The 14,961-nt window shown below is 35.5% G+C and carries 17 protein-coding genes; 1 reads left to right on the top strand and 16 read right to left on the bottom strand.

Annotation, left to right across the window (positions count from 1 at the left end):
• Positions 1 to 28: 28 nt before the first annotated feature.
• The 11 genes from spoVG to metG all read right to left on the bottom strand — a co-directional run bounded on the left by spoVG (position 29) and on the right by metG (position 10,845).
• A complete protein-coding gene (gene spoVG, locus MHI02_RS01325) occupies positions 29 to 319 on the bottom strand; it encodes a septation regulator SpoVG (protein ID WP_047186898.1) in 291 nt (96 codons plus the stop codon).
• A 385-nt stretch (positions 320 to 704) separates the two neighbouring features.
• Complete coding sequence (gene purR, locus MHI02_RS01320; protein ID WP_047186897.1) at positions 705 to 1,520, bottom strand: pur operon repressor; 816 nt, start codon at positions 1,518 to 1,520, stop codon at positions 705 to 707.
• Positions 1,521 to 1,586: 66 nt separating this feature from the next.
• Positions 1,587 to 2,438 carry a 4-(cytidine 5'-diphospho)-2-C-methyl-D-erythritol kinase gene (ispE, locus tag MHI02_RS01315; protein WP_047186929.1) on the bottom strand — a complete coding sequence of 284 codons (852 nt, stop codon included), beginning with the start codon at positions 2,436 to 2,438 and terminating at the stop codon, positions 1,587 to 1,589.
• Positions 2,439 to 2,661: 223 nt separating this feature from the next.
• Positions 2,662 to 2,844, bottom strand: coding sequence for a small, acid-soluble spore protein, alpha/beta type (locus MHI02_RS01310; RefSeq protein WP_047186896.1), 183 nt, complete (start codon positions 2,842 to 2,844; stop codon positions 2,662 to 2,664).
• Between the two features lie 303 nt (positions 2,845 to 3,147).
• Positions 3,148 to 3,402: a biofilm formation stimulator Veg gene (gene veg, locus MHI02_RS01305; protein ID WP_047186895.1), complete on the bottom strand. Its 255-nt coding sequence runs from the start codon at positions 3,400 to 3,402 to the stop codon at positions 3,148 to 3,150.
• Positions 3,403 to 3,794: 392 nt separating this feature from the next.
• A complete protein-coding gene (gene yabG, locus MHI02_RS01300) occupies positions 3,795 to 4,685 on the bottom strand; it encodes a sporulation peptidase YabG (protein ID WP_341165587.1) in 891 nt (296 codons plus the stop codon).
• Positions 4,686 to 4,945: 260 nt separating this feature from the next.
• The gene (gene rsmA / locus MHI02_RS01295; protein WP_145523710.1) at positions 4,946 to 5,824 is read right to left on the bottom strand and encodes a 16S rRNA (adenine(1518)-N(6)/adenine(1519)-N(6))-dimethyltransferase RsmA; all 879 of its coding nucleotides are present in this window, start codon (positions 5,822 to 5,824) and stop codon (positions 4,946 to 4,948) included.
• A complete protein-coding gene (gene rnmV / locus MHI02_RS01290; RefSeq protein WP_047186892.1) occupies positions 5,817 to 6,383 on the bottom strand; it encodes a ribonuclease M5 in 567 nt (188 codons plus the stop codon). Before rnmV ends, rsmA begins: the two co-directional genes overlap by 8 nt.
• A gap of 113 nt (positions 6,384 to 6,496) precedes the next feature.
• A complete protein-coding gene (locus tag MHI02_RS01285; RefSeq protein WP_145523711.1) occupies positions 6,497 to 7,705 on the bottom strand; it encodes a G5 and 3D domain-containing protein in 1,209 nt (402 codons plus the stop codon).
• A gap of 357 nt (positions 7,706 to 8,062) precedes the next feature.
• The gene (locus tag MHI02_RS01280) at positions 8,063 to 8,830 is read right to left on the bottom strand and encodes a TatD family hydrolase (protein WP_047186890.1); all 768 of its coding nucleotides are present in this window, start codon (positions 8,828 to 8,830) and stop codon (positions 8,063 to 8,065) included.
• A 65-nt stretch (positions 8,831 to 8,895) separates the two neighbouring features.
• A complete protein-coding gene (gene metG, locus MHI02_RS01275; RefSeq protein WP_047186889.1) occupies positions 8,896 to 10,845 on the bottom strand; it encodes a methionine--tRNA ligase in 1,950 nt (649 codons plus the stop codon).
• Positions 10,846 to 11,198: 353 nt separating this feature from the next.
• Between metG and MHI02_RS01270 the strand changes: the two genes are divergently transcribed.
• Entirely contained in the window at positions 11,199 to 11,483 is a 285-nt protein-coding gene (locus tag MHI02_RS01270) for an AbrB/MazE/SpoVT family DNA-binding domain-containing protein (protein ID WP_047186888.1), read from the top strand.
• A gap of 237 nt (positions 11,484 to 11,720) precedes the next feature.
• Here MHI02_RS01270 and rsmI read toward each other — a convergent pair whose 3' ends face one another.
• The 5 genes from rsmI to MHI02_RS01245 form a co-directional block, all read right to left on the bottom strand.
• Positions 11,721 to 12,590: a 16S rRNA (cytidine(1402)-2'-O)-methyltransferase gene (rsmI, locus tag MHI02_RS01265; protein WP_047186887.1), complete on the bottom strand. Its 870-nt coding sequence runs from the start codon at positions 12,588 to 12,590 to the stop codon at positions 11,721 to 11,723.
• Positions 12,568 to 12,861, bottom strand: coding sequence for a GIY-YIG nuclease family protein (locus tag MHI02_RS01260; RefSeq protein ID WP_047186886.1), 294 nt, complete (start codon positions 12,859 to 12,861; stop codon positions 12,568 to 12,570). The genes rsmI and MHI02_RS01260 overlap by 23 nt, the downstream gene beginning before the upstream one ends.
• Positions 12,851 to 13,594, bottom strand: coding sequence for a tRNA1(Val) (adenine(37)-N6)-methyltransferase (locus tag MHI02_RS01255; protein ID WP_047186885.1), 744 nt, complete (start codon positions 13,592 to 13,594; stop codon positions 12,851 to 12,853). Before MHI02_RS01255 ends, MHI02_RS01260 begins: the two co-directional genes overlap by 11 nt.
• A 169-nt stretch (positions 13,595 to 13,763) precedes the next feature.
• The gene (gene yabA / locus MHI02_RS01250; protein ID WP_047186884.1) at positions 13,764 to 14,120 is read right to left on the bottom strand and encodes a DNA replication initiation control protein YabA; all 357 of its coding nucleotides are present in this window, start codon (positions 14,118 to 14,120) and stop codon (positions 13,764 to 13,766) included.
• A 14-nt stretch (positions 14,121 to 14,134) separates the two neighbouring features.
• The gene (locus MHI02_RS01245) at positions 14,135 to 14,959 is read right to left on the bottom strand and encodes a PSP1 domain-containing protein (protein WP_047186883.1); all 825 of its coding nucleotides are present in this window, start codon (positions 14,957 to 14,959) and stop codon (positions 14,135 to 14,137) included.
• Positions 14,960 to 14,961: the final 2 nt, after the last annotated feature.

The following is a 14,961-nucleotide window of genomic DNA, read 5'->3' as shown; positions in this document are numbered from 1 at the left end:
AAAGATTTGACCCCTTTTATTGATCATTTTAGGAAGCTCCTGCTTCTTCATATTCAACTTCAGCCTCACCCACACGGTGGTATTCTTCTAACACTGCGTCTTGAATCTTTGCACGTGTTCCAGAATTAATTGGATGTGCTATATCCCGGAATTCGCCGTCTGGAGTTCTCTTTGAAGGCATAGCAACAAATAAGCCATTATTACCGTCAATAACACGGATATCGTGCACGACAAATTCCTGATCTAATGTAATAGATGCAATTGCACGCATTCTGCCCTCTGTGTTTACGCGGCGCAATCTTACGTCGGTTACTTCCATGATGTCTCACCACCTTTTCCCTTTAACTTACTAATCTTATTCAACAAAATTAATTAAATTCCTGCTAAAAATAGAAAAAAGATTATTTATTTTTCAAAATATCCTCTCTCCACTTTTAGAAAACTTGGCATTCAGCAAGCATTTGGGCGGTTGTCTTAATTGCATTTATGCAAATCTTTACGGCGGGATGGGTAAAATTGGAGTTCCAGATGGGAAGGATTTTTTTACTTTCCTGCCTGTCAAAAAAAAGGAGCCAAAAGTCTTAAATATTAAAGACTTTTTGGCTCCCTTAATATGTAATAGGCAGAAAGGTTTAGAGACTTTCTCCCTACACTTAAAGCATCCATAAAAAACATGACGAATACCTTTAATCAAACTACTACCATTATACTAAAGAAATATTACCATTCTGAACATCAATCGTTTTATGTAATAGATCTACATTAGATATTTTTATCAAAGAAGTATATTCCGTAACAATTCTTTCTTCTTCATCGTCATCAGCTTCCGCTAAGACTCCAATGGCTTGTACTTTTGCATCAAATTCTTCTAATAAGCTGATCATACCATTTATCGTGCCACCAGCTTTCATAAAATCATCAATAATACAAACATTGCTTCCTTCCTTCAAGCTTCTCTTTGGTAGCACCATTGTTTGTATTTTTTTTGATGATCCAGATACGTAGTTAATACTTACTGAAGATCCTTCCGTTACTTTCGGATCCCTTCGTACAATCACAACTGGCACATTTAGGAAAGAAGCAACAGAATATGCCAAAGGAATTCCTTTAGTAGCTACTGTTACTACTACATCTATGTCCAATTTTGAGAAACACGATGCAAAAACACGTCCAATTTCTCGCACTTGTTTAGGATCTCCTAAAATATCGCTCATATAAAGATACCCACCTGGCAGAATACGACTAGGATCCTCTAGTTCATGACATAGTTTCTCAATAAATTGTTTGTTTCTGCTTGACGAAACCTCTGGGATATACTTAACTCCGCCTCCAGCCCCTGTTGTCCGTTCAAGATACCCTAGTTGTTGGTTTTTTAGGACATGCTCAATGATATCTAAATCTTCACTTACAGAAGACTTTGTAGTATCACATAGATTCACGAAGAAAGGTAATTGAGTATGTTTTCTTGGGTTTTCCAAAAAATACTCTGTTAAAATAACTAATCGGTTACTCCTTTTCATTACTACACCTCAGAGCCGTATATTTATATCTTAATATACCACCTTTATACGCATTTTAGCAAACACTCAGCCTAATATCCGAACTAAATAAACTTCAGCGCAGAACCCGCGCATTCCATTATAAATACTTCGAGCCTTATTCTCTTGTTTAACCAATCCATATACAGTAGGTCCACTTCCACTCATTAGCACCCCATTCGCTCCCATATTCTTCATCGCTCGTCTTATTTGAAATACCTCTGGGTGCATAGAGGAAGTAATTGGCTCTAACGAATTCCCTATATTGTTACACAGTTTATGAAAATCACCTTCAGATAACGCCTCTAGCACTTTAACTGTATTAGGGTGATACAATTCATCCGTATCAATTCGATTAAAGACCTTCCAGGTAGATACCCCAATATTTGGCTTTGCCAAGATTACCCAACATGGCGGGGGGGATGTTAATCTTTCAATTTTTTCCCCATATCCTCTAGCAATAGCCGTTTTTCCATAAATGCAGAATGATACATCTGCACCTAATGTTGCTCCTAAATTCGCCAATTCTTCCATTGGGACATTTAAATTCCATAACCGATTAAGGCCCCTTAATACCGCTGCTGCATCCGTACTACCTCCACCAAGTCCTGCTGATACAGGTATACTTTTCTTTATAGAAATATGAACACCCTTTTTGATTCCATATTTATTTTTAAATGCTTGTGCAGCTTTATATGCTAAATTTCGCTCATCATCAGGGACATATCTGCTTTCAATTGATATTTCTATTTTATCTTCACGAATAGGCTTTAATTCAATACGATCGGATAAGTCAATGGTCGTCATAACCATCTCCACATCGTGAAGACCATCTTCTCTTTTCCGCAATACATCTAGCGATAAGTTTATTTTTGCTGGCGCCCTCTCAATCAGTGCCATCCTGTCACCTACTTGTACCATCAAAAGATAAACAAATTGTACCATATTCAAATATAAGTGGCGAGAAATTATCAAGATCAATAGCGGAGGCTTCCTTACAGGTTAAAAACGCGACGTCCTGTCGCAACGCCTGTACTCGCACGTCCTGTGCTTCGTAGCGACGTATTTTTCACCGCACTTTTTTTGAATAACCTCTTTAAGAAAGGAAAAAGGCAATCCAATATTATGAATTGCCTTTTTCAGTCATACTTTGTTGGGCAATTTCAACTGCCCTTTTTACCATATTACCGGCTTCTCTAGAGGTAATACCTCCCCAACCTTCTCGTTGTACAGTGTCGTAAAATCCTAACTCTTTGGCAATCTCTTCCTTCATTTGGTTTGACATCATTCCATTACGTCTTCCCATGAAAGAACAACCCCTTTCAAGTTTGTTCACGACATTTTCAGTTTATGTATTTAAACAATAAACACTCTCGGAAATTTATGTAAACGAGGTCATTAAATATCATGGAAACGTTGATTACTTTAAGGGTGTTTACACAAACCATTAGAAAATTAGGCATTCGCCGTTTCTTGGGACGAATGCCTAGTTGCACTTATACAAATCTTTACGGTGGGACGAATAATCGGAGCTCAGAAAGAAAGGGTCTTTATACTCTCAAAAAAAAGAAAAAAAACAGTAGACGTATGGCTGTCCACTGTTTTACTTTTAAATAATGGAAGTATTATCTTCTAAAAAATTAATTTCTACCGTTTCAGTTAGTACGTCTGCATAGCTGTAAGAAACACGCTCGAATGCATTTTCGTCTTGGTCTAACTCGACAATAAATACAGAAGGATATGTTTCCGCTAAAGTACCTTGGCGTACAATTGTCTTTCGTCTGCCACCGTTAGCCTTTAATCTAAGTTTTCTTCCTACCTGACCTTCAAGACCTTGCTTAATTTCGATTAATGTTTTAGCCAATACACTCCACCTCACTACGAATAGTATAGCACAAACTTGTATAATAGTCAAAAAGTAATATTATAACAAGATGTGTTTTTACATGTCAACAAAAAGTTTTGTCTACTTTTCATATTATTTGTCAAAGTTTTCAATTTATGTATAGAAGTTTCACTTTTGTTAGTAGGAATTTCAATGAACCAACGCGACAAAGCCCTTGTCAAGAACGCGATGTCATGTCGCAACGCCTGTACTCACACATCTTGTGCTTCGTAGCAATGTATAGAGGCGAAGGAAGTCTCGCTACTGCTTTAGCGCTGGAGCTGGACATGGCCTTCCCTATAACAAGATTTAATAAGCTAAATTTTCCTTATCCTTTAAAAAAACTTATCCAGCATTCGGATAAGCTTTTTTCAATCATTATCATAGTTATGATCATCTAAGTCATCATCTAATAAATATGGCATTCCAGTACGGAGTAAACCTTTCGTTTCTACCCCACCCATTCCTTTTTCTCCTGTTAACGTATTTCTAATTGCGTCCCACACACTGACTCGTTCCATAAAAGAGGTATAAGCAATTTTTGCTGCAATATAAACAGGGTCTAACGCATGTATATTAATTCGGGTAGGGGAACTCGCAAAATTTGCTCCTGCACGTATAAGAGACTCAAAATGAGACTGACAAGCACCTGCAAATATAACTAGTTGATCAAGATTAGGATTAATTCGCCTAGCTTCTCTAACTGACTCAGCGAAATACCTTGAATGTCGGTAGGCCCTTAAGTCCTTTTTTGTTCCTTTATTTTTTGAGAAGGAATCGTGTCCTGTTATTACAATCATATCTGGCTGGATTTTTTGAACTAATTCACCAATTTGATTTGGCATTTCCTTTTCATTCAGATGGACACCGTGTACTTGTAAACCTATTCGCTGATAGAGTTCTATACATTTTCTTAAGTACATTTGATCACCATCTAGATGAAGGACTTTTGCGGGCAATTGGAAGTACTTTGCATAGTTTTGATATCCATCTGATGCTTGATAATCGCGTTTTTCCTTCATTAATTGATAATCTTGACGAAATAGCCTATAAGAGAATTCTTCTTTTTCCTTTTCTTTTTTTCTTCTTGTTTCTAATTCTCTATCTTCAATTCTCCGGAGATCTTCTAATGGTGCATCTGCCTCAAGTCGCATGTCTTCCCCATATAAACTTGCTATATTGTCTTTAATATTCGCAATACGGAATAGCAAATCATGGTTATAGGATTTTCTAGTTACTAAATTATTTTTCGTTAAATCCATACGTTCACCCCATAGTCTACTTGAAAGAACGACGCCTTCCCACTATAAACTATGAATGGAAAATAAGTATTGTGCCTTATATGAACTCGATCTCTAGAAAACTTGATATTTAGCCAAGCCTTTTTAGGAAATTGTGCCCAAGTTGCACTTATGCAAAGACGAGTAATTTTTATAAAGAAGACTTCCAACATCGGGGGGTTCCTTCATTCCCCACTGATGGTTAATCGCAAAAAATAAGCTATCTGCCGTGGACAGACAACTTATTTTTGTAGTGCATTAGTAAATGTATTTGCTAAATGTGCAAATTCCTCTATACTTAGGGATTCGCCGCGCCTTTTAGCATCTATACCGGATTGCAAAAGAATATCCGTAATCATGTCTTTATCATATTTATCTTTGAAGAAACTTTTTAAATTATTTTGAAGTGTTTTCCGTCTTTGTGCAAAACTTGCTTTTATTATGTCAAAGAAAAAATCCTCATCTTGTACATGAACAGGAGGCTTCTCTCTTAGGTTTAATTTTAATATGGCTGAGTCTACATTTGGTTGTGGCATAAAAACTGTTTTAGGTACGACCATAACCACTTCAGCCTCCGTATAATATTGTAAAGCAATAGTTAAGGACCCATAACTTTTTGTATTTGGCTCTGCTGCCATTCTCTCGGCAACTTCTTTTTGAATCATCACCGTAATGCTCGATACTGGTAATTTATCCTGAATTAACTTCATTAGAATTGGGGTAGTAATGTAATATGGTAAATTTGCAACGACATGTACTTTTTGATCCGGAGCAAAGTTTTCCTTAATTACTTCCTTAACATTTGCTTCTAAAATATCTTGATGGATGAGATTGATATTAGAATAATCACCTAAGGTATCCTTCAATATTGGTAATAATCGTTGGTCGATTTCAAAAGCAACCACTTTATCCGCATGAATTGCTAACTGCTCCGTTAACGCTCCAATTCCTGGTCCTATTTCTATGGCACCTGCGTCTTTATCTATACCAGCATGTTTCACTATATTTTGAAGTATATTCACATCGACTAAAAAGTTTTGTCCTAAACTTTTCTTAAATGTAAACTTATATTTATTTAAAATTTCCTTCGTACGCGATGGTGTGGCGATATAATTACTCATCTTCTTCCTCCTGATCCAGTTTTAAAATTGCTTGATTAAACTGGTCTTTCGTTATTTGAAATAATGTTAGTCGTTTTAATAACTGCTTCCCATTCGTATGACCTATTTGGAGAAGTTCGCCTAGTCTTTCCCTTCTTTTTCGTGCTTCTTTTGTCCCGATTAATCGTGCTTTAATAATATCTTCTTGATCTATTTCACTTTCTATAGGTTCAGCTAATTCATAAACATCCTTTAGGGCTTGTCTTATATCTTCAATGCTTGCATGTTCAATCCCCAAACTTTTATTATGCGGATGTTTTGCCCTTGCTTTATCTTTCGTTAAAAAAGCATGTTTACAACCCGGAACATATTCATTAATAATTTGTCTAATTCGTTCACCAGGATAGTCTGGATCCGTGAAAATAATGACCCCACGCTTTTCTTGTGCATGTTTGATTTGGGTAAGTGTAGATTTATTAATTGCTGATCCATTTGTTTCTATCGTATCTGCATCGACTGCGTGTTTTATTTTCGTCGTATCGTCTCTTCCTTCAACTACTATGACTTCTTTAATTTTCATTGATTTCCCCTATCATCTATTGTTAATAAAAAGGCCACATCTAGCTCCAGCGCTTTTAAATATAAAAAGCTCCTACCATTTATCATGGTAAGAGCATATAACTTACATACATCTTAATCAAGGATTTTCACTTGGACATCACGAACTCCCCAACTGTATGCTTTCGATTTATCCGGTACATGAACATCAATTCGGTTTCCATTAATATTACCACCAGTATCACCAGCAATTGCCTCTCCATATCCTTCCACCCATACTTTTGTTCCTAAAGGAATGACATTTGGATCTACTGCAATTACCTTATTATTTGGATTATCCTTCAAGTTAATTCCTGTTGTTGTGTAACCAGAACAGCCATTACAACTTGCTGTAAACGCACTTGCAGTCATGGTTATTGTTTTATCACTTGAAGCATTATTATTGCTTGAACTAGAGGTAGAGGTTTCAGATACTACTTGTGCAGGCTCTTTCGTACCTACTGCGACAACACGATTTACCTTTTTCTCCTGAATCGCTTCGTCTAATAATTTACGATCCACCTCTTCTCCATTTTCTAAGGTAACTTCAAAAGTTTTATGGACCTTTCCTTTTTCCCCTTCCGTTACCACCTTTTCTTTCCCTTTTTCTAATGAAGAATCCTCTTTAGTTTCTGTATCAAAGGCAACTTCTTCTACTACTTTCTCCTTCTTTTTTTCCACACGGGTAATCGTAATAACAGTATCTTTAGTAACTACATCGTCTAAGGAAGGAGAAATCTTATCTAGGTCATTTAACTCTATTTCACTTTTCTCTAATAGATTTTGTACGGTTCCACCTGTAACTTTTGATGCTTTCTCTTCTCCACCATCATTTACTGTTACTTCAAACGCCTTTTTCACTTTTATTTCTTGTCCATCTTTTAATATGTCATTATCCTGGAGCGAAACTTCATCATCCTTCGAGAATGAAAGGCTTTGCTCCTCTAAGAATTCTTTTAATGTTTGTGCTGTTGAATAATATGTATGAACTTTACCGTCTATCTCTAAGGTAAGTCGTTTTGCAGATTCATAATCAATCTTCATACCGTCTTCAATATCAGCATCTAAGTTATGGGATAATGCATCATGATCACCAACTTCGATACCTTCTTGATCTAGTATTTCACCAACGGTATTTTTATGTGTCTTTATTTTTTTCTCTTCACCGTTGTTTGTAATGATTACTTCTGCTTTTGTTGATTCAAAAACAACCATACTGGTAAATAAAACTAGTGCAAGTACACCTATACTAGAAATAACCAGCTTCATTTTTGATGCCGGCAATAGCTTTGATACAAATCGCATGCATCTTGCCCCCCTTTGTATGAACGATTATATGAACAAAATATACGTAAAGTAAATGAATTTCCTTTTACGGTTGATTTACAATTCCATTACACAAGCCCTATTCGACATCGTTTTACTTTACTTAAAAAGAGAAGATAATTGATTCTAAAGGGATATGTTGGAATCTATTAGAAAACAAAAATAGGGACTAGCTTATCGCTAATCCCTATTTTCGCCATCATTCTTCTATTAATTCACTTGGGTTCTGGTATTATTTCACTATAATGTTACAGTTATATTTCATTTGATTGCTAACATAATAAAATTAAGGGAAAACAATAAAATACTTTCCCAAAAGATGATTTTTTAATGAAATTATTCTATTCCAAAGAAGCGAAATGCGTTTTTTGTAGTTATTTCACTAATATCTTCATAGCTCATATTCCTAAGTTCGGCAATTTTCTCCGCTACTAGTTTTACATAAGCTGGTTCATTTCTTTTACCTCTATTAGGATGTGGTGCTAAATAAGGTGCATCCGTTTCTATTAATAGACGGTCTAAAGGGACATATTGAGCTACTTCTTTTGGTAGTGGCGCATTTTTAAATGTTACAGGTCCTCCCAAAGAAATATAAAAATTCATATCTAAACAATCATCTACATATTTGACAGAATCACTATAACAATGCATAATGCCGCCAATTTCCTTTGCGTTTTCCTCTTTTAAAATTTGAATAATGTCCTCGGTTGCTTCACGATTATGGATAATGATTGGCATTTTTAGCTTTTTAGCTAGACGAATTTGTTTTCGGAAGACATCTTTCTGGACATCCTTTGGTGATTTATCCCAATGATAATCAAGGCCCATTTCACCTATTGCTACTACTTTAGGATGCTTTGCTAATTCTTCAATCCAATCAAGTTCCTTGTCTGTCATATCTATTGCATCAACAGGATGCCAACCTACAGCTGCATAAATGGTTTCATATGCTTCCGCAATTTCAATGGCAAGTGGAATTGTTTCATGGTCAAAGCCAACTACCGTCATGTATGTTACACCAGCATCGAATGCACGCTGTATTGTTTCTTCGCGATCCTCTAGAAATTGTCTTGCATTTAGGTGAACGTGTGTATCAAATAACATATTTACCTCCTATGAATAAAAAGCCAAGCTCTCCACGAGATTGGCTTTTAAAGTTTGAATTTTACTTACTTCACAACGGATCCATTTGGTAAAGATGAATCTACGGTTGCTAGAGATAAGTTCCCTTTTTCATCTTCGCCTGACAAAATCATACCCTCTGACATTTCTCCGCGTAGCTTGACAGGTTTCAGATTTGTTACACAAATAACCTTTTTACCTACTAATTGTTCTGGCTCATAGTACTTCGCAATCCCTGAGACAATTTGACGTTTTTCCGATCCAAGGTCAAGTTGTAGTTTTAGCAATTTGTCAGCTTTTTTTACCTTTTCAGCTTTTAATACTTCACCAACTCGTAAATCTAACTTCATAAAGTCGTCATACTCGATTTGTTCTTTTTTATCTTCTTCTTTTTTTGGTTCTTCAACCACTGTTTTTTTCATCATTGCTTTAATAGCTTCGATTTCTTTTTCTACATCGAGTCTTGGGAAAATAGGGTCACCTTTTTGAACCTTCGTTCCAGCTGGGATTTCTCCGTCCTTATAAACACTATCCCACACTTTTAAAGATTCATTCGTAATATTTAACTGACGGAATATTTCTGTTGGTGCTTCTGTTAAGAATGGTTGAAGCATCACAGCTGACTTTCTCAATGATTCGGCTAAATGAGCCATCACATTTCCTAATCTTTCATTATTTTGTTCGTCTTTTGCAAGTACCCATGGTTGGGTTTCATCAATATATTTATTTGTTCGGCTAATATATTGCCATAAGGAAGAAAGCGCAACAGAGAACTGCATATTTTCCATCGCTTCTTCTACTCTTTTAATCGTATCCTTAGCAAATTGTTCAAGTTCACCGTCTACTTCTGTTTCAGATGATTTATATACAGGGATTTCTCCATCAAAATACTTTTTAATCATTGCCACTGTTCGATTTAACAAATTACCTAAGTCATTTGCTAAATCATAATTTGTTCTTTCTACGAATCCTTCTGGAGTAAATACACCATCATGACCAAATGGTACTTCGCGTAATAAGTAGTAACGTAAAGCATCTAGCCCATAACGGTTTATCAGACTTACCGGGTCTACCACATTACCTTTTGATTTCGACATTTTTCCATCCTTCATCAAAATCCATCCGTGTGCAAATACCTTTTTCGGTAAAGGTAAATCAAGCGCCATTAATATGATTGGCCAATAAATAGTATGGAATCGAACAATCTCTTTACTCATTAAGTGAACATCCGCAGGCCAATATTTCCTAAACTTCTCATCGTTTTCAGTTCCGTAACCAAGTGCCGTAATATAGTTCGTTAACGCATCTACCCATACATAAATAACATGTTTTGGGTTTCCAGGGACTTTAATTCCCCAATCAAAAGAAGTACGTGATACAGCTAAGTCTTCTAAACCTGGTTTTATAAAGTTATTAAGCATTTCGTTTTTACGACTTTCAGGTTGGATGAATTCCGGATTATCTTCATAATATTGAACTAGTCGATCCACATACTTGCTCATTTTAAAGAAATAGGACTCTTCTTTAACCTTTTCAACCGGACCACCACAATCTGGACAGCTTCCTTCATTTAATTGTCTCTCCGTAAAGAAAGATTCACAAGATGTACAATACCAGCCTTCATATTCATCAAGGTAAATATCGCCTTGTTTTACTAGCTGATCAAAGATTTTCTCAACGACATCTTTATGTCTATCTTCTGTTGTACGGATAAAATCGTCATTTGAAATCTTTAGTTTTTTCCATAAATCTTGAATACCACTAACAATCTCATCTACGTATTCCTGTGGGGTTACACCTTTTTCTTCTGCCTTCTTTTGAATTTTTTGTCCGTGCTCATCCGTTCCAGTTAAATACATTACATCATAACCACGCATACGTTTGTACCTAGCTATTACATCACCTGCAACTGTTGAATATGCATGACCTATATGTAAATTACCACTTGGATAATAGATTGGTGTAGTAATGTAAAACGTTTTTTTCTCCTCTAGCATGCTGCTACCTCCTTAAAAAAACTTGGCTTTAGGGGTTTTTCCGACAAAGTTCTAATTAAAAATTAAAAAGTCTACAAAAATGTCATTTTTAAACTATTACCATTGTAGCTATTATAACGTATTTTGCCAAATACTGTGTATTATTAATTATGGACCAAATCAAGATAAGATAAGCATTTGCATAGGCTTTTTTTAATTTAGCATTCAAATTATAATACCTTAAATATTGACATCGAAATAAAATATTGCTATTCTAAAGCAAAGAAATTGTCAGAAAATCTAAATTATTTAAAAACCACCATTTCCTTTACTAATATAGATAGAATTCAAATTCAAAAATTAGGGGGCTTACTATGAATTCAACCGGAATGTTCCGTAAAGTTGATGAACTTGGAAGGGTAGTACTTCCAGTAGAAATTAGAAATACGTTAGACATTCAACCAAAAGATAAAATGGAAATATCCCTTGATAAAAATAAAATAGTTCTTAAAAAACACCAACCAAATTTGACATGTCAAATTTCAGGTGAATATTCGGAGGAAAACTTGGTATTAGCAGATGGTAAGATTGTTTTAAGTCAAACTAGTGCTAAATTACTACTTAAGGAAATTGAATCCCTATTAAACCACAATGATTAATAAAATTGAAAATAGGATAATTTTCTACAAATTTCTATTTACAAAAACGTAACCCCTTGTTAAAATCAATTAAAAGCCCAAAGAGAGCTGACGCTTGCAGAAGCACGTCAACTCTCTTTTTTAGTAGGTAAGAAGATATAAGAATTCAGCTTATCAAAGCTTGCCATAAGGAAGGCCACGTCCAGCTCCAGCGCCCAGGAACTAGCGAACTTCCCTAACCAGGCTCTTCCGCTTTTGTTAATCTACATGATAGGCTTGATATATTTCTCGTTTAGGCATATTCCTGTCTGTAGCAACTTGTTTTATAGCTTCCTTTGAAGATAATTGACTTTTATGGATATAGTAATTTACGTGTTCCATAATGGTTAAGTCTTTCCACCATATTTCCGTCTCTTCCTCTTCTTCGTCATTTCCAGCAACAACTAAGCAAAATTCCCCTTTTTGCTCATTCTGATTTGCCCACTCAATTAATTCTTCAACAGAACCTCTAGTAAATTCCTCAAACCGTTTCGTTAGCTCTCTAGCAATCGCTATTTGTCTATTTCCCAGAACTTTATGCATTGTTAGTAGGGTTTCTTTAATACGATATGGCGATTCATAAAATAATAAAGAAGCTTGAATATATTTTAAACGCTCTAATTCTGATTCCTTATCTTTCTTCTTTCGAGGCAAGAATCCATAAAAATAAAACTCATTCGTGGAAAGCCCAGAACCTACTAAAGCACAAAGGGCTGCATTCGCCCCTGGTAGAACGACTACTTTCAGTTCCTCCTCTATTGCTGATCTTACTAATTCATATCCCGGATCTGAAATAGCTGGCATCCCAGCATCACTGACAATAGCAATAGACTCCCCTCTTCTCACCCGCTCTAATAATTTTTCTTCTCTAGAAAGCTTATTATGCTCATGGTAACTAATAAGTGGTACATTTATTTCAAAATGGTTTAAAAGCTTCTTTGTGTTTCTTGTATCCTCTGCTGCAATGATTGATACATCTTTTAACGTATTCAAAGCCCTAAATGTAATATCTTCTAAATTTCCAATTGGTGTTGGTACGACATAAATAGCCCCTAGGTTTTCATCACTAAAGCTCTTTTGAATTTTCATTCTGAACCACTTCTTTCAACCAATTCTGGATTAGTAATAGTTTCTCTTTTCTCTTTAGTTGTTTTATTTCATACTCTCTTTTTAAAGCTTCCTCTTTCGTTGCTATTTTTTCAATGTATACAACTTGAAATGGCCCTCTACCTCTCGTATACTTTGCCCCTTTTCCGTCCCTATGTGCCTTCAAACGGTTCTCTAGGTTATTGGTATATCCTGTATATAGGGAATTGTCTTTACACCTTAACATGTAAACGAAATGTTCTTTATCCTCCATATATAATTCCCTCTGCTTCCTTTGTATATGTACCATCTTCGTTGTATATATACAATGGTGGTAGAATTTTCAAATCTGCTTTACCATCTCGGATCCCTTCGATTAAAAGCATATTTGCCTCTTTCCCCATTTTCGGAAATACGAGCTGCATCCGTTTTGGCTCAATGTTGTATTTTCTAAATAGAGCTATCATATCTACAAGTCTCCCTGGTCTGTGAACCATCGCTACTTTTCCTCCAGGTTTTACATGTAGTTTACATGCCTTTACAACATCTTCTAATGTACAATAAACTTCGTGCCTTGCGATGGTTAAATATTCATTTTGATTTTGTTCCTTACTGGAAGGTGTTTGAAAATAAGGTGGATTGCATGTCACTACATCATAAGCGCTTTGCTTTAAAACATGTTTCATCTCTTTTAAATCACCGTGAATGACATGTATTTGCTCCTGCAATTGATTCAATTCAATACTTCGCTCCGCCATACTAAATATACGCTCTTGAATTTCAACACCAGTTATTTCGACCTTGGTCTTTCTAGTTAACAATAAAGGGATAACCCCATTACCTGTACATAAATCTAAAACCTTCCCTCTCCTTTTTGGGACAGAGGCAAAATGTGCAAGTAACACAGCATCTAAAGAAAAGGCGAAAGCAGTTGCACTTTGAATAATACTCATACTTTCGTCAGCTAATAAGAAGTCTATACGTTCATCGTCCAATAATTGTACCATCTATCTCTCCTGCTCCTAATCGAAACTTTAGCTATTACCGTTTAACATATTTATGATCTTTCTATACATTAGAAAACTAGTTATGTAAATTTTATACCAATTAAAAGAAAACTGCCCCTATATAGAGACAGTATTTTTTCGTTTATATGGATTAACATATTTCCGAATTCTACTTTGTTTTATCAAAGAACTCAAGACAAAACATACAATCCTCGTTTCTTCTCGGTCTTCCAAATTCTAAATTACAAATATGGAATCCTTCATCATACAATCTTGCTAAATTGTCATATCCTTCACTTGGTAAGTTATCTTTTTTCTTAGCTGATTTTTCTTTATTAGATGTTTTTTGTTTACCTTCTTCTATCGTATCTAAATGGTTTCTGAGATTATGATTTTCCATAGCAAGTCGATGATTTTCTTCTAGTAATTCACTTAACTTTTGTTTAAGATCACCAAGTTGCTGATATAATTCTCCGATTTGTTTTTCCATATCAGACACTTGATCAAAGATTTGCCGATTCCTCACTCCCACTCACCTCGTTATCTTTGGCCCTGAGCTAAAATTCCCTCTTCAATTAGTTCATCTAAAGTATATTCAATAACACGTTCTTTTTCTGGGATTTCGATTTGAATCAATTTCTCAAGGATATTTAATCCAACCACTTTCCCTTTTCCATAAGGAGTATTCATGGCTTCTCCTATATCTGGTAATTCCCGCTTCGCACTTTCGTATTCGTCATTTTCATATTTTAAACAACACATAAGGCGACCACATAGACCAGATATCTTAGCCGGGTTTAAAGAAAGACTTTGATCCTTTGCCATTTTAATAGATACAGGTTCAAAATCTCCCAAAAAGGTTGAACAACAAAGCATTCTTCCACACGGTCCAATACCACCAAGCATTTTTGCTTCGTCTCGAACACCAATTTGTCTTAATTCAATACGGGTTTTGAACATCGCTGCTAAGTCTTTTACTAATTCTCGAAAGTCTACACGTCCATCAGAGGTAAAGTAAAAAATAATTTTGTTACGATCAAATGTATATTCTACCTCTACTAGATTCATATCTAGCTGATGTTCCTTTATTTTTGTTGTACATATATCAAAGGCCTTTTTAGCTTCTTCCTGATTTTCTAATACGGTGAGTTTGTCTTTTTCATCAGCAACCCTGATTACTTTTTTCAAAGGCAACACAACATCTTCCTCGTCTACCTTTTTATTTTGTATGACTACTTTTCCAAACTCAACGCCACGTACCGTTTCCACAATAACATAACTGTTTAGTAAAATATCTTCTTCACCAGGGTCAAAGTAATAGATCTTCCCCGCCTTTTTAAACCGAACGCCAATAACTTCAATCATTT

Origin of the sequence: Oceanobacillus sp. FSL K6-0118 (assembly GCF_038006665.1) — a bacterium.
GTDB classification, from domain to species: Bacteria; Bacillota; Bacilli; order Bacillales; family Amphibacillaceae; genus Oceanobacillus; species Oceanobacillus caeni.
This window is presented reverse-complemented; position numbering and strand designations above follow the sequence as displayed.

Excerpts from the sequence above, each read along its gene's own strand:
- yabG (WP_341165587.1), bottom strand. The coding sequence starts at position 4,685 with ATGGATTTAACGAAAAATAATTTAGTAACTAGAAAATCCTATAACCAT.
- rsmI (WP_047186887.1), bottom strand. The coding sequence starts at position 12,590 with ATGAAAATTCAAAAGAGCTTTAGTGATGAAAACCTAGGGGCTATTTAT.
- MHI02_RS01285 (WP_145523711.1), bottom strand. The coding sequence starts at position 7,705 with ATGCGATTTGTATCAAAGCTATTGCCGGCATCAAAAATGAAGCTGGTT.
- MHI02_RS01270 (WP_047186888.1), top strand. The coding sequence starts at position 11,199 with ATGAATTCAACCGGAATGTTCCGTAAAGTTGATGAACTTGGAAGGGTA.
- rsmA (WP_145523710.1), bottom strand. The coding sequence starts at position 5,824 with ATGAGTAATTATATCGCCACACCATCGCGTACGAAGGAAATTTTAAAT.
- MHI02_RS01310 (WP_047186896.1), bottom strand. The coding sequence starts at position 2,844 with ATGGGAAGACGTAATGGAATGATGTCAAACCAAATGAAGGAAGAGATT.
- metG (WP_047186889.1), bottom strand. The coding sequence starts at position 10,845 with ATGCTAGAGGAGAAAAAAACGTTTTACATTACTACACCAATCTATTAT.
- MHI02_RS01245 (WP_047186883.1), bottom strand. The coding sequence starts at position 14,959 with ATGATTGAAGTTATTGGCGTTCGGTTTAAAAAGGCGGGGAAGATCTAT.
- rnmV (WP_047186892.1), bottom strand. The coding sequence starts at position 6,383 with ATGAAAATTAAAGAAGTCATAGTAGTTGAAGGAAGAGACGATACGACG.
- ispE (WP_047186929.1), bottom strand. The coding sequence starts at position 2,438 with ATGGCACTGATTGAGAGGGCGCCAGCAAAAATAAACTTATCGCTAGAT.
- MHI02_RS01280 (WP_047186890.1), bottom strand. The coding sequence starts at position 8,830 with ATGTTATTTGATACACACGTTCACCTAAATGCAAGACAATTTCTAGAG.
- purR (WP_047186897.1), bottom strand. The coding sequence starts at position 1,520 with ATGAAAAGGAGTAACCGATTAGTTATTTTAACAGAGTATTTTTTGGAA.
- MHI02_RS01255 (WP_047186885.1), bottom strand. The coding sequence starts at position 13,594 with ATGGTACAATTATTGGACGATGAACGTATAGACTTCTTATTAGCTGAC.
- MHI02_RS01260 (WP_047186886.1), bottom strand. The coding sequence starts at position 12,861 with ATGGAGGATAAAGAACATTTCGTTTACATGTTAAGGTGTAAAGACAAT.
- spoVG (WP_047186898.1), bottom strand. The coding sequence starts at position 319 with ATGGAAGTAACCGACGTAAGATTGCGCCGCGTAAACACAGAGGGCAGA.